Source organism: Streptomyces sp. NPDC058373 (genome assembly GCF_042723275.1).
In the GTDB taxonomy this organism is placed as follows: domain Bacteria; phylum Actinomycetota; class Actinomycetes; order Streptomycetales; family Streptomycetaceae; genus Streptomyces.
In genome coordinates, this window is record NZ_JBHXJE010000009.1 from 92120 (window position 1) to 106405 (window position 14286).

Genomic DNA, 14286 nt, shown 5'->3' on the forward strand with positions numbered 1-14286 from the left:
TGTCGGCTCTGTCGGCGGTGGGTTCGCGATCCGCGACTCCACACGGCAGCTTCTCGGTGGTGGCCAACGAACTCCGTCACCGGCGATGTCAGTGCATCCCTCTACGCTCTGGACCTGTGACGACAGCATCTTTGTCCGGAGTGGTCTACCCCTGGGCGCGGCAGACTGTACCGCTGGGAGATTGGGCACCCGGCCGAGACCGGAGCAGCGCGCCTGCAGCGGAAGGGGACCACGGCCGGCGGCTGGAGGAGCTACGGGACGTGCCGGTGCTCGCCCTGTTCGGAGAGCGGGGCGCGGGCAAGTCAGTGGCGCTTGTGCAGGAGTACCAGACTCTGGAGGCTGCGGGTGCCAAGGCGCGGTGGGTGAACCTGGGGCGGCACCAGACAGAGTCCCAGGCCGTGACAGCTCTGGCTGCCACGTCCGCTGCCCGGGTGGCGGGGGAGTGGTGGGTATTCCTGGACAGCGTCGACGAGGGCTTGAACGTCCTGCCTGCCCTGGGCGGTCTGATTGCCGACTGGATTGACTCGCTCACCGTGGACCAGCGAAGCAATTTGAGGCTGCGGTTCAGCTGCCGCACGGGGCGCTGGCCCGACGTCCTGCAGGACACCCTCACGAGGCACTGGCAATCGCCGCTTCAGGTACAGCACATGACCCTGGCCCCGCTCAGCGACCACGATGTTGCCGTCGCCGCTGAAGACTACGGTCTGGACGCTGATGCCTTCAGCACCCTGTTGCACGAGCGGGGCCTGACGCAGCTGTCCAGGACGCCCGTCACCCTCCTGCAACTGCTCGAATACCACCGCGTCAAAGGGACCCTGCCGGCCACTGCGGCAGACGCCTACCAGCAGGCCTGCGTGCTCTTGTGTTCCGAGACCCGGCGCCCGGCCGACATACGTGAACTGCGGGCTCAGCCCACGGGGCAGCGTCTGCTGCCGGTCGCCGCCCGCGTCGCGGCCGCGATGCAGTTCGGTACACACAACGTGCTGAGCGATGCCTCCCCACGGCCCTCCGGTCGCAGGGAGATCACCCTGGCCGAACTGGAAGGCGGACTGGAGCCCGGCCTGCTGGACGGCCAGGTCCCATGCACGACCGACGAACTGCGCCAGCTGACCGAGTCCCATCTGCTCGACCCTGTCGGCCTGCTGCGGTGGACCTTCACACACCGTAGCTACCAAGAATTCCTGGCCGCCCACTACCTGCACGCCCACCAGGTCGACCCACGCGCCCAGGCCGGCCTGTTGTGGGTCGGAGACGGCGCAGCGCGGCACATCTACCTGGCCCACCGCGAAGTGGCCGCCTGGCGCAGCGGCACCGACAGCACCCTCTTCGAAGACCTCCTGCGCGATGACCCGCTGGTGCTCCTCCTGGCCGATCTGCCCGCACGGCCGGCCGCCGACCGGGCCCGAGTCGTCGAAGCCATCTTCAGCCTAGCACAAAGAGACGACACCATCGACATCGACCACACCACGCTGCACCGTCTCGAACACCCCGGACTGCCACAGCAACTCCTGTCCCGCCTGCGACCAGACGCGGACAAGCTGGTCGTGTACACGGCGCTACGCGTGGCCCGAAGCTGCCCCGATCCAGAGCTGAACGATGCCTTGCTGCAGGTCACCGAGACCACCAGCCTGTCCGAGGAGCTACGCGCCCTTGCCCTGCGCGCCATCGCCGACTTCCGACCTGAAGACGTCCAGACAGTGGACCGGATCAGGCAACGGGCGGCCGATGACCCCTCACCGGAAGTCGTCGCTGCCGCCCTCTCCCGACTGTGGCCCAGCCATCTGTCCCTGCGAGAACTGCTCGACCTCCTTCGCGATCCGGCCGCCGACTACTACGGCCATGCGTGGGTGCTGCGCTCGGACATCCCCGCCCAACTGACCGCAGCCCAGACCACCCAGGCTCTGCTGTGGGCCCGCGACACGCTTCAGCAGCCGCTACCCGGGCACAGCATCGTCCTGGCCACCAGTCTGATCAGCCGCGCGGTCACCCTGGCCGGCACCGACGGACTTCCTGGACTGCCCTATCCCGAGACCCTCATCAGCGAGACCCTCATCGCGCTGGCCAACCACCGAGATCTGCTGTACAGCGTTGAAGGCCGGACCGAACACGAGGCCTTGGGCGACGCCCTGCGAGCCCAGCACAGCCTGCGCCGCGCCCTGACACTCCATCTGCTCAGCCACCTCGGCGAGAAGGACTTCCTCCGCGTCTGGAGCGCGGTGCCGCATGGCTGCCTGACCACGTACGACGACGCGTTCTACTGGATGGAGCATTGGGAACAACTCGCTGACGTGCCACCCGCACTAGCCCGGCTGCTCGTGTCCATCACCCCGCCGACCGACCCCGAGCTGCAAACCCGGGTTGAAGCAGCCTGCCGCGCCCATCCCACCCTCCGACAGATCACCGAAGGATGGGCCCCCGCCCCAGAACCCCGACAAGACGCCGACACCACTCCCGACGAGAATCGTGTCTACAACGAGACCCGGCTGCGCGAAGGACTTGCCGCCGTCCACACCGCCAGCCCCGAGACCATCCGCCGCGCCTGGGGCACCGTCATCGACCAGATCAGATGCACCCGCGACGGAACCGAGCCTCCTCGCCTGTGGGAGGACCCGCTGCTCCTGTGGGCGCACCACGCCCCGTCCCGTCCAGGTCAGGGCAGCGACCTCGATGCGGAGCTGAAGACTGCCGCCCGACAGGTGCTGACCACCGCGCCGCCCCTGCCAGCGCACCTGCTGGCCTACGGCGGGCGCGCCAATCCGCGCCTGATGCTGGAGCTCAGCACTTTCGCCGTATTGAGCACCCCGGACGAACTCCCCTCGGCGACGCCTGCTCACTGGGCCGGCTGGGCTCTCGCCCTGGCCACCACGAACGCTTACACATCCCCTGGCGAAGTCGTCCGGGATGCCTTCCTGCCCTACTGCGCTGAACAAGCTGGCCCCGCGCTGATCACCCTGCTTGACGAGGTGCTCCGCGCCCCCCCACACGGACGCCGACACCACGCACGACCTGGCCCGCCGCCTCAGCGTCCACACACAGCCGGACGCCGTCGACGCTCTCACCGTCTGGGCCGACCACCCCGACCGCGTCCCCGAACACTGGCAGGGCGTCACCAGCGCCCTGGCCTTCACCGGCCACCCCAGCGCCCCCGCGCGCCTGCAGGCGGCCCTCGACCTTGACCCCTCGCGCCCGGCCACGACACCCGAAACCCTGACCCGATGGCTCATGGCAGCGCAGATCCTGCTGCATTGTCCGGCACTGCCGAAACTGTGGCCGCTCGTGCACAAACGCCTGAACAACGAGGTGCTCGCCCGCGCCTACATCGACCAACTCGGCCAACGCCTCGTCCACCACTACACCCAGCCGCACCAGTTGGCTGGCCTGACCGAGGAAGCCCTCGCCGAGCTGTACCTCGTGCTCGCCCGACATGTGACAGCGGAAACCCTGGACCCGCCCTTGCGCTCCGGCTGGATCGGCGAGGACCACTGCGGCGAGCTGATCCGATCCATTCCGCCGCTCCTCCAGGCCAAGAACACGCCACAAGCCGCCCACCAGCTGCGCCGTCTGGCCTCTCAGACAGGACTGTGGCGTCTACGCCACCTCGCCCGGCAGACCGCGATCGCAGCCGCGCAATCCCTGCATGCCCCGGTAACGCCCCCTCAGCTCAGAGCACTTGCCGAGCACTCACACCAACGCCGCTGGGTCACTGACGAAGGACACCTCCTGACGCTCGTGCTGGAGGCTCTCGGCCGCTTCCAACACGCCCTGCATCGTCCCAACGGCCTGAGCATCGCCCTGTGGAACCGCTCGGAGTCCTCCGCAACCCAAGCCGAGTGGTGGCCCTGTTGGGAGGAAGACCTCAGCGACATCCTTGCCGCGTTCCTCCTGCAGGACATCGGCGGCTACCGCGTCGTCGTCAATCGTGAAGTCCAGCTCGACCGCCCGGGTCTGGCCGGCCGCCGCACCGACATCCAGATCGAGGTCCCAGCTCCGCCAGACAGTGGACATGACCCGGTCAGACTGGTGATCGAGTGCAAAGGCTGCTGGAACAGCACACTGCCCACAGCCTTGGAACACCAACTCGTCGGCCGATACCTGAACACCCCGCATACGGCAGGCGTCCTGCTGACCGGCTACTTTGACTGCGACCGCTGGACGGCTACCAAGCGGCGATCCTGCCCCGCAACTCATCACACGCTCACCTCCGTTGACCAGCACCAGCAGCAACAGGCCCGAACACAGCGAGCTCTCAAGGGTGTACCCGTCGCAGCCTTCACCCTCGACTGCACCCTGCCTTCGCCGCCATCTGAAAGCCGGCAGGCGTGAAACGCGGCGACGAGCCGGGCGGCCATAGAGCCGATCAGATGCCCACGATGACCAACGGATGTTGCAGGCCACGGCATCTTGGCGATCTTGTCGCCCTGGTTGGGCAGGTCATACGCGGCGCGTGGGCCAGCGCGCCGATCCGTGCCCCGCAGGAGATGGACAAGAGGGCACGATGAGGGCATGCACGATCAGCTGTGGCAAGAGCATCTGACCACTCATTCAGCCGGTTGAACAGCCGGATGAGCTCCCCTTCTGCGTCACCGACCGGTCGGTCCTTCTCCTGCTCCAGGGCATGGGTGAACTGCCAACGAGCCGTGGTGCTTTGCGGCACAGAGTGCGCTGGAGCAAGCAGGGGGATCGCTGCCCTACGCGGACCGCCTGGGTTTCTGCGCCCTGTGGGACGGCCGCAACGGGTTCATGGAGTTGTGGTACCTGGCCCATTCCCTCGCCGTAGATCGGACAGGTTGACCCGCTTCAGAACCGGCCGAAGCACTGCACGCTCCCTATGACGCTCCTGCCATCGTCTCTCGAGGTCCTTGTCCTCCAGCTCTATGTAGCTGACTCCGGCGCCGGACTCGGGCAGTATCCGGAAGGCGTCTACGCCACCCTGGTCGGCGATGAAGTCCTCCGCCAGCTCGAGGAATGTCGGGGCCGCGTGGTCGATGTGCAGCTCGGCCGCGGACCGGATCGGCGTTCCTGTGACGGAGCAGAGCAGAGGCTGTCCGGAGCTGAGCGCCGCGTTCCGTGAGATTGCCACCTGATCGGCAACCGCGTGCCGCAGGGCGGCAAGCACCTGGGTGCGCTGGCTGAAGGGCGTCAGACAGGCGTTCCACGAGAAGTCAGCCACTTCGCCGTCGAGCCGCACGAGGCCGATCCCGACGCTTCTGCGGCCGTGGTCGGTGTGGGCGATGACGCGGAAGTGGGCTATGCCAGCCCCGCGCTTGAGGTCGTATTCGGGGTGGCGTTCGAGGAGGTCGCGGCAGAAGGCATCGTCGTCGGGCTCGGTGATGTCACCACCTATGCCGTACCGCTGGACGATGCTGCGGCAGATGTTCCGGACGGCTTCCTTGGTGGGGTAGCGGGTCGCACCGATCGTGATTCCTCGGGGCACGGGTATCTCCGTTCGACGCAGGTAACCGGGCATGCGTATGGCAAGGCCGTAGACACCGTAGTTTCCGGTCACCTCTTCGGAACCCCAAACCTCTGTTCCCGGTGCTTTGGCAAGGTGTCAGTGCGTCCTGCCATGCTGCTCACCAGCCCAAAGCCAGTCCGGCCGAGGCCGTCTGGCAGACGGAGTGAACAGCATGCCTGAGGAAAGGGACGACGGGGTGGCAGTGAAGGCGACCGAGGAACAGGCGGCAGCACGGGACAGCTTCGCTGCTGGTCATGATCTTGCCTTGGTGGCAGGCGCCGGTACGGGAAAGACATCGACGCTGGTGATGATGGGCGCTGCAACCCCCCGCCGCGGCATGTACATCGCCTTCAACAGGCCCATCGCGCAGGAGGCCAAGGCCCGCTTCGGCGGCAACGTACACTGCAGCACCTCCCACGGGCTGGCCTACCGCGCGCTCGGGAGCCGCTTCAAAGCCCGCTTGGACGCCTCACAGCACATGCCCCTGTGGCGCACCGCGCAGCTCCTCGGCATCGATCGCGACCTCGCCATCGGCGGTCGCCGGCTCAAGGCGACGACGCTGGCTCACCAGGTGATGGAGATGGTCAAGCACTTCTGCTACTCCACCGACGAACAGGTCGCAGCGCGTCATCTGGGCACCGTCAACGGCCTCGACGACCACGGCCAGCAGTACCTTGCACGAGTCCTGTTGCCCAAGGCCCGGTGGGCATGGGACAACATCTGCTCACAGAACGGCACACTCCCGTTCAAACACGACCACTACCTCAAGATGTGGGCGCTCACCCGGCCCCGGCTGCGCGCCGACTACATCCTGCTGGACGAGGCACAGGACACGAACCCGGTCCTCGAAGAGATCTTCCTCGCACAGGACGTCCAGCGCGTCTGCGTCGGCGACCCCTCCCAGCAGATCTACGAATGGCGTCACGCCAAGGACATCATGAGCGGGTTTCCTGGCATGCAGATGGAACTCACCCAGTCCTTCCGGTTCGGGCCGGCCATCGCGGAGGTGGCCAACCACTGGCTCCGCGCGGCCACCTCGACGATGCAGCTCACCGGCCACGCCGCCGAACCGTCCGAACTGACCGAGGTGGAGATCCCCGACGCGGTGTTGTGCCGAGGCAACGCCGACGCCCTCGCCGAGGTTTTGCGCTTCCTGGACCAAGGCGTGCCCGTCGCCCTGGTCGGCGGAGGGAAACCCCTGCTGAACATCGCGAAGGCAGCGATCGACCTGCAGGCCGGCCGCCGCACTTCACACCACGACCTCGCGCTCTTCTCCTCCTGGGGCGAGGTACAGGAGTACGCCGAACAGGACTCCGCCGCCGCCGACCTCAAAGCCATCGTGGAACTCGTGGACACCTACGGCCCCCAGCAGATCATCCGCACAGTCCAACGCATGAGCCACGAAGCACAGGCACGCGTCGTCGTATCCACGGTGCACAAGGCCAAGGGCCGGGAGTGGAACCGCGTACGGATCGGAGCAGGCTTCACTCCGCCCGAGGACGACTCCCCTCGCAACGTGCACCCAGCCGCCGCCCGACTCATCTACGTAGCCGTCACCCGGGCCCGCACCCAACTCGACATCACTGGCATCAAACGGCTCCAGACCCACGCCACCGCCGCGACCGCAGACGCCACCCCCGAAGGCATCGCACTGGCCCGGCTTCCGCTTACCGGACAGCTGAAGTACCCACGCTCCCCGATGTCCACGTTCCTGGCCCGCCGCCTTCCCCACCCCGAACGCATCATCGCCTCCTACCTCCAGCACATCCGCGGTCTACCGCACCCCATCCAGCCGCTGAACGAACGCCGCCCCGACTACGCCGCTCTCGGCCACACCATCGACTACCGGCTGCGCCTGAGCCTCGGCTCCGACCCGGGGCCCGCCGCGATCGCCGGCGTCGAACTGATCGGCAGCGACCTTCCCATCGACGGAGCACCTGCCCGCGCAGTGCGCACCAATCTCCACATGATCGGAACCAGCGTTCTGGGCCGTCTCCATGCGCACCTGACAGATCCTTCCCGCCAACTCGACGACCACGAATTGACCAGGCTGTGCTTTGTCACAGGCTTTTTCGAAGCCGTCTACCGAAACGGCTCCTTCTCCCGCAAGCGCAACCTCCTCGCCCAGGTAGACGAGCACACCACCGTCACAGGCGTGACCAGTGCCGTGCCGAGCTACGTCCTCGACGACATCGACGAGCAGATGAAGCTCGCAGAAGAGCCCTTCGCCCCCCTGCGGAGCCTGCCGGCCCAGCAGCGCGTATGCGGGCCGATCTTCTCCGGAAGCGCTGACGTGAAGGCCGACGCAGATTTCATCACCAATGGGTGCCTCATCGACTGCAAAGCCCTCACCCGCCCCCACCGCGTAGGACGAGAAGAGGTACAGCAGCTCGCTGGTTACCTCCTCCTCGACTACGACGACCGCTACGACATCCGCGAAGTCGGCTTCTACCTCGCCCGCCAAGGCGCCCTGATCCGCTGGACGGTCCCGGACTTCCTCACGACGCTTGGCGCCCGCATCCCGCTTCCGCAGTTGCGTACGGCACTACGCGCACACCTGCGGGGCAGCCACCCCGCGCAGCAGGCCAAGTCCTAAAGGGTGTTGCAGAAGGCTTGGTCTCGGGCATTTTCCCTGTATGGGTGGGGTGTTGCGGGCTGAGCCGGTGTGGGTGGAGACGTTCACGGGCTTGCGGATGGAGCGGTTCGCGAAGCTGGTGAAGGTGGTGCGGGAGCGGGGCGGCAACGGTCCGGGCGGTGGCCGGCCGTGGTGTCTGCCGCTGGCTGACCGGGTGCTGCTGGTGGCGGTGTACTACCGCACCAACCTCACGATGCGGCAGCTCGCCCCGCTTTTCGGCGTCTCCTCAGCGACGGTCTGTCGGGTCATCCAGCGCCTGCGTCCGTTCCTGGCGCTGGAGCCGGCCCCGCGGCCGGTGACGGACACCGACCGGTTGTGGATCGTGGACGGCACCCTCATCCCTGTCCGTGACCGGAAAGTGGGGGCCTCGTCGAGGAACTACCGGTTCTCGGCGAACGTGCAGGTCATCATCGATGCCGACACCTGTCTTGTGGTCGCGTCGGCCCGTCCCGCGCCGGGCAACAAGGCCGATGCCCACGTCTGGCGGGAGTCGGACCTGCCGGCCGCGGCGGCCGGGACGACGGTGATCGCGGACGGCGCCTACCTGGGCACCGGGCTGATCGTCCCGCACCGCAGAAGGGCCGGACGCCCTCTCCTGCGCGGGCAGGAGGAGGACAACGCCGAGCACCGGCGGGTGCGTGCCCGGGTCGAGCACACCTTCGCCCGGATGAAGAACTGGAAGATCCTCCGCGATTGCCGCCAGAGGGGCGACGGCCTCCACCACGCCGTCCAGGCCGTCGCCACCATGCACAACATCGCCATGACAGGCTGAATCACCAGGTCAGGCACCCCTCAAGCCTGGCCGAGACAGACCTTCTGCAACACCCTTTAGGTCGTGTCCGCAAAGTCCCGTCGTCCGCCCGGAGGGCGGGCCCTGCAGCGTCTGGTGCGTGCTCTCGGCGCGCCGGGCGGAGTCCCTCGTACTGGATATGTACTCGGGGCTTCGCCCGGTGCGGCGAGAGTGCCTGCCAGGCGTCGCGGGGCAGGCGGGACTTTGCGGACACGACCTAGGGGCGGCATCAGCGCGCACAGGAAGCTGCCGAGGAGCGTCGCGTCGTCGGCATAGGCGTCGATGTGCTGGGAGACGGGTGCGTCTTCGCCCGTGCCTGCCACCGCAAGCAGTGCCCGCGCCGCGATCAGTCCTCCGCTGCCGAGGAGTCTGCGGACAGAGCAGCCACCGCGAAGCGGATGTGGCCGACCGTGATCGCCCTGCAAGCCTCCGGGCACACGCCCTTCGCAGGGCGAAGCGAGTACCGCTCCGCCCTGGCTTCGTTCCTGCCCAACCCCGCCTCCGAAGTGGCTTATCTCAACCGCGAAGTTCAGGGCGAGCCCATCGTCGGGTGGGATCCGCTGGCCTGGCAGGACACCGTCGCCCAGTGGTTGCCCTTCGCTCAGGGCCACGCAGCATGCGCCGATCAGCTCATCGGCTTCATCAAGCCCCTACCGGCCGAGGAGCAGGTACACCTCGGCCTTCCCTGGGATTGGCGAACCTTGTCCTCGCCAATCCCAGCCAAGTAGCGACCTGCACTTACCTACTGACGTCATGGCTGATCGAACTACGCCAAACTGTGGCCGACGCGGGCATGCCAGCCGACTGGCAACGGGTGGTCGACGCACTCGTAGTTGCTGGAGTGTCCCGACTCGCACCGTACTCGGAGTAACCGTGGCGGGAGACGGAGCGCGCACAACAAGGCAGAGTCGACGGGTACGGTGACGCAGTGAACATCGATGGCCACCGCTGCGCGGAACCCGAGAGACGTCCCCTTCCGGGCGGCCGACACGGACGGTGGTGCTGATGGGGCTGTCAGCTGCGGAGCAAGCCCTGCGGACGGCGAGTTCAGCGGGCGGGCGGCTGGTCGACCTGGTGCGTCGCGAGAACCAGGGAGCCGGCCAGGCCTGCCCGTGGGACCTGGTCGTCTCCCTCAACGCCTCGCCCCAGCACAGGGTCGCCGCCGCTTGGATCGTCGCTGACGAGATAATGAAGTCCCGCACAGGGATCAACAAGGACGCCTATGCACTGTGGCGGGAGGCCACCCTCGATGACACCACTCTGCAAGGGCGCGAGCACAGCACTGTTCATTCTTTCGCTTACCCGGTCTTCGGCGCGGCCGGGGCACAGAAGAAGGCCAATCATGGGCTGGCCGGCTACACCGGCGAGTGGCTGTGGTATCTCATCACCCGGGATACGGCTCCCTGCCCCGGGCACGCGGTCGAATTCCTCAGCGTCCCGGGCCCGACCGTAAGCGACAGCGGCGGCGACGGCATGATCGTCCACCGGGTAGACGGCACTGGGCAGAGCTTCGTCTTCCGCCTGTGGGAGATGAAAAAGTACAGCGCCAAGGCCGATGACCCCGCCAACACCATCCGCGGGGCGTGGCAGCAGCTCAACACCAAGGGCTCCATCTACCTGGGCCAGATGCCCTGGGCCGACCGGCAACTGGCTGCGGACACCCGCGTCTTCCTCAGCAGCGTGGTGCAACAGTGGGTCGACGCGCAACCCACCGGCAGCGGCGGGGTGAGCGTGGCCCTGAACACCTCGGCGACACCCCAAAAGGCATTCCACCTGTCCCACACCCACTTCACCACCCACACCCATGACGGCGCTCTCCAAGGCCTGGTCATAGCCGTCGACAATCTCGAAGGATTCGCCCGGCAAGTGAGGAAGTTCGTATGGAGCGCACTCTAGACCCGCACATCCTGGCAGCAGCGCTCGGCAACCCTCGCGGGAACGTCCTGCCCACCCCTGAGCGGCTCCTGGACATCATCACCGAACTGGAGATCGCAGCCTTCCGCTCCGACTACAGCATCTCGGACGAAGCACTCAGTACCGCCTGGCTCCTGCACGGCCTGGCCGCACTCGCACCCGACGCGCCCGGCTACGACCCGCAACGCATCCGCCACGCACTGGCAGTCAGCGCCCACGTCTTCGACCTCGCGCTCTCCGACGACCGGCACACCCCCACCCAGCAACTACAGATCGCGTTCGCCGCACAAGCCGGCTACCGGCGCTGCGAACAGGACCCCAACGCCACCGCGGTCTACCGCAAGATCAGTGCCCTCGTGCGCGTCGGCGAAGAGCTGTACACCCACATCGACACGCTGGCCGTCGAGGCAGGCTGCGCGTTCCTCGGCATGGACCGCCCTGCTCTGTCCACAGCGCTTCGCGTATGGCGCGGGCAGCTGACCGCGCTCCGGGAGCTGCTGGGAACAACCTCACTGGCCGGCACTATGTACGGCCCGGCCGCAGCTGTTGTCGAGGCCGTTCACCACCTGCATCAGTTCCTGGCCTTCGGTACAGCAGAGGACTTCGAAACAGCCCGCACTCTCCTCGTCTCGGTTGTCGAGCATCAAGCCGGCAGCACCGACATGCCGGCCCGGTGGGTGGCCGCCCATCTCCTCGACCTCAGTGGGGAACTTGCCGACAGCAGCCTCTACACACTGCTACCCGATGGCACCCCGCCCGCAGTCGCCCGCACCTTTGCCCTGTCCAACCCGCCCGTTCTCGCCCTGTGGCCCCCACAACGCCAGCTCCTCAAACTCGAGCACGGCAACCCGGTCGACCCGGCCACCTCCCGCAGCCTCATCAGCGTGCCCACCAGCGCCGGTAAAACCCTCATGGCTCAGCTCGTCATCTGTTCCCACCTCGCCCAGCGGCCTGGGCGGGTCCTGTACGTCTCTCCGATGCGGAGCCTGGGGCGCGAGATGCGTCAGGCGCTACGCGGACGGCTGCGGCTGCTGGGCCGCAGACTCGCAGCCGAGCAGCCCGAATTCCCCACCGACGTTCCCGTCCACCAGGACCTCGTAGGCGACGTGGACATCGTGACACCTGAGCGGCTCATGCACATGATCCGCAACAATGCCGAACTCGCCCTCGGCGACATCGGCCTGATCGTGATCGACGAAGCACACCACCTGGCCCAAGGCCGACGAGGCTTCATCCTCGAAAGCCTCCTGGCCTTCCTGCGCGCCAGCACCTACGACATCCGGCTCGTCCTGCTCTCCGCAGCCATCGGAAACCGGGGTGCTCTCGCCTCCTGGCTCGACCCCTCCCGGCCCCCAGACGAGGTCGCCTTCACCGACACCTGGCGCGGCCCCCGACGCATGCATGGACTTCTCTACCCCCACCTGCTCAAAGAACAGGCCCAGCGCACCCCACGCCGGCCCAGCCCCAAAAAGCCCAGCACCACGAAAGCGACGGTACCCGTCGCGATGCGCCTCGCCCTGCGCCCCACTGCCGCATCCGAAACGGCACTGCTGCAGACCCCGCAGCTCGGTGAGCGTTCCTACGCCGCATCCCACCCGGGCCGCTGGAACGCCCGCACCAGACTGTCAGGCGTCGCGGACTACAAGGTGTTCGCCGCCGGCGCTGCCGCCCTCACCCAGGCGGGCAGCGTCCTCATGGTCGTGGGAACCAAGAAAGAAGCCCGCAACACCGCACTGGCCATCGCCGAGCACCTACCCCAACGCCCCCAAGCCACCGCGCTCACCGCCTTCCTCGCCGACACGCTGGGCGCGGAGCACCCCCTGGTGCGCTGCACACGCAAAGGCGTCGCCTACCACCACGCCGACCTCCCGGAAGACGTCCTACGAGCTGTGGAGGACGCTCTGCGAGCCGACCAGCTCCTCGCCATCGCCAGCACCAGCACCCTCACCGACGGAGTCAACCTTCCCGTACGCACGGTCATCGTCCACAGCAAGGTGGGCAGCGACCACCTCTCCTACACCGACCAACGGCGCCTGCTGCCCGCCGAACTCCTCAACGCCGTCGGCCGGGCGGGACGAGCCGGCAGGGAAAGCGAAGGGTGGATCCTGCTCACCCGCCCCTACCCTCCCGCAGCCGACGACTTCAACAACCTCACTCCGGACGAGAGCCAACTGACCGTCACCTCCGCCCTGCTCACCGACGAGGCGCTCACCGAGCTCGCCCATGCCGAGCAGCAGCTCAGGGACCAAGCAGATGCCCTCTTCGAGCTGGCCAGCACCACAACTGCCGACTTCGCCTCCTTCGTCTGGCTGGCCCTGGTCACACACAGCCAATCCCCCGCCCTCACCGGCGATCCGCTGGATGCCGTACACCGCCTTCTGGCCATGGAACCTGCCCAGAACCCGACACCCGCCGCCCGCTGGCTGGCCTTCGCCGAGCACATCGTCGACACCTACACGCGCACCGACCTCGACGCCGCCCGCCGCTGGTCCACCGCCGGCACCAGCCTGGGGACGGCCCGTACGATCGACCGCCTTGCCCGCAGACTCGCCCACGCCTTCACCGAGCGCACCACTGCGCCCTCCACCGGCCAACACCCCGACGGGTCCGTCCTCGCAGGCTTGACCCATGAGTGGCCGCTGGGCGCGACCCTCGACTTCCTCGCTGAGTATGACGTGTTTGAGGAACTGCTCCAGCTGCCAGAAGTCACCGGCACCTGGCTGTTCACCGACAAGGAGATCAAGGGCGACGTCCTGGCCGTCTCCCTCACCGAGGCAGTGCGCAACTGGATTGCCGGCGCCACCATTCCCCAACTCGCGGGCGCCTGGGTGCCCGACGTCCCACCCGAATGGGCCCTCGAACAGTCCGTCCGCAACGTCAGCAGATGCCTCGAGCACGCCCTGTCCTGGACACTCGGCGCGCTGATCAATCTCACCAACGACAGCCTGCACATCGCCGCGCACCCGGTGCGCCTGGCAAGCCAGACGGCCTGGTACGTGCGCCATGGAGTCGACACCCCACAGGCGCTCGCCTTGCTGACCTCCGGGATCACCTCCCGACGCCTGGCACACCTCGCAGGACGTCTCGCCCAGGACGAGGGCGTGCGCACAACAGGCCTGCGACAGTGGCTCACCGCCGGACACATCGACATGTGGCAGACGCGCCTGAAAGCCACCCCGTACGAGATCGACGAACTCCTCGACTACGTCCGCACCCCGACCAGTCTCCTCGGCGACCTGCTCTCCGGCAGAACCGTCTCCACACCGCTGACCCGCATCGACGCCGCCCAGCCGGCAGATGGCCCCATCTCCCTCACCTATCCCGGCAGCGCAACCCCCACCATCGAAGCCATTCGCGACGGCCGGCGCATCGCCACCGTCCCTGCGGACCACCACCTCGATGTCCTCGCTGCCCTCGACAGCGGCCTGGAACTGCAGCACGTCCTTAGAAGAGGGCGCCTTCATACCACGCGCACCGCCAGGTAGTCGTCCG

Annotated in this window: 8 protein-coding genes; 7 read left to right on the forward strand and 1 reads right to left on the reverse strand. The window is 67.4% G+C overall.

Features of this window, described 5'->3' with window-relative positions; genetic code table 11:
* Window positions 1-260: 260 nt before the first annotated feature.
* Window positions 261-3176: an NACHT domain-containing protein gene (locus ACFWMZ_RS08665; RefSeq protein WP_383200319.1), complete on the forward strand. Its 2916-nt coding sequence runs from the start codon at window positions 261-263 to the stop codon at window positions 3174-3176.
* Between the two features lie 46 nt (window positions 3177-3222).
* Window positions 3223-4323: a hypothetical protein gene (locus ACFWMZ_RS08670; protein WP_383200322.1), complete on the forward strand. Its 1101-nt coding sequence runs from the start codon at window positions 3223-3225 to the stop codon at window positions 4321-4323.
* Window positions 4324-4738: 415 nt separating this feature from the next.
* Here the strand turns inward: ACFWMZ_RS08670 and ACFWMZ_RS08675 are convergent, their stop codons facing one another.
* Window positions 4739-5506 (reverse strand): DCL family protein, encoded by a 768-nt coding sequence (locus tag ACFWMZ_RS08675; RefSeq protein WP_383200325.1) that lies wholly within the window; start codon window positions 5504-5506, stop codon window positions 4739-4741.
* 121 nt (window positions 5507-5627) lie between these two features.
* On the opposite strand from ACFWMZ_RS08675, the gene ACFWMZ_RS08680 reads away from it, so the two are divergent.
* The 5 genes from ACFWMZ_RS08680 (at window position 5628) to ACFWMZ_RS08700 (ending at window position 14279) form a co-directional block, all read left to right on the forward strand.
* Window positions 5628-8051: a UvrD-helicase domain-containing protein gene (locus ACFWMZ_RS08680; protein WP_383200328.1), complete on the forward strand. Its 2424-nt coding sequence runs from the start codon at window positions 5628-5630 to the stop codon at window positions 8049-8051.
* A gap of 40 nt (window positions 8052-8091) precedes the next feature.
* Window positions 8092-8862, forward strand: a complete 771-nt coding sequence (locus ACFWMZ_RS08685) for a transposase (RefSeq protein WP_383200331.1) — start codon at window positions 8092-8094, stop codon at window positions 8860-8862.
* Between the two features lie 428 nt (window positions 8863-9290).
* Window positions 9291-9608 carry a hypothetical protein gene (locus ACFWMZ_RS08690; protein WP_383200334.1) on the forward strand — a complete coding sequence of 106 codons (318 nt, stop codon included), beginning with the start codon at window positions 9291-9293 and terminating at the stop codon, window positions 9606-9608.
* A 277-nt stretch (window positions 9609-9885) separates the two neighbouring features.
* The gene (locus ACFWMZ_RS08695; protein ID WP_383200337.1) at window positions 9886-10776 is read left to right on the forward strand and encodes a hypothetical protein; all 891 of its coding nucleotides are present in this window, start codon (window positions 9886-9888) and stop codon (window positions 10774-10776) included.
* Entirely contained in the window at window positions 10761-14279 is a 3519-nt protein-coding gene (locus ACFWMZ_RS08700; RefSeq protein WP_383200340.1) for a DEAD/DEAH box helicase, read from the forward strand. The genes ACFWMZ_RS08695 and ACFWMZ_RS08700 overlap by 16 nt, the downstream gene beginning before the upstream one ends.
* Window positions 14280-14286: the final 7 nt, after the last annotated feature.

What these genes read in the sequence shown, in the direction of transcription:
- ACFWMZ_RS08685 (WP_383200331.1), top strand. Translation starts at nt 8,092, where the DNA reads ATGGGTGGGGTGTTGCGGGCTGAGCCGGTGTGGGTGGAGACGTTCACG.
- ACFWMZ_RS08695 (WP_383200337.1), top strand. Translation starts at nt 9,886, where the DNA reads ATGGGGCTGTCAGCTGCGGAGCAAGCCCTGCGGACGGCGAGTTCAGCG.
- ACFWMZ_RS08680 (WP_383200328.1), top strand. Translation starts at nt 5,628, where the DNA reads ATGCCTGAGGAAAGGGACGACGGGGTGGCAGTGAAGGCGACCGAGGAA.
- ACFWMZ_RS08670 (WP_383200322.1), top strand. Translation starts at nt 3,223, where the DNA reads ATGGCAGCGCAGATCCTGCTGCATTGTCCGGCACTGCCGAAACTGTGG.
- ACFWMZ_RS08700 (WP_383200340.1), top strand. Translation starts at nt 10,761, where the DNA reads ATGGAGCGCACTCTAGACCCGCACATCCTGGCAGCAGCGCTCGGCAAC.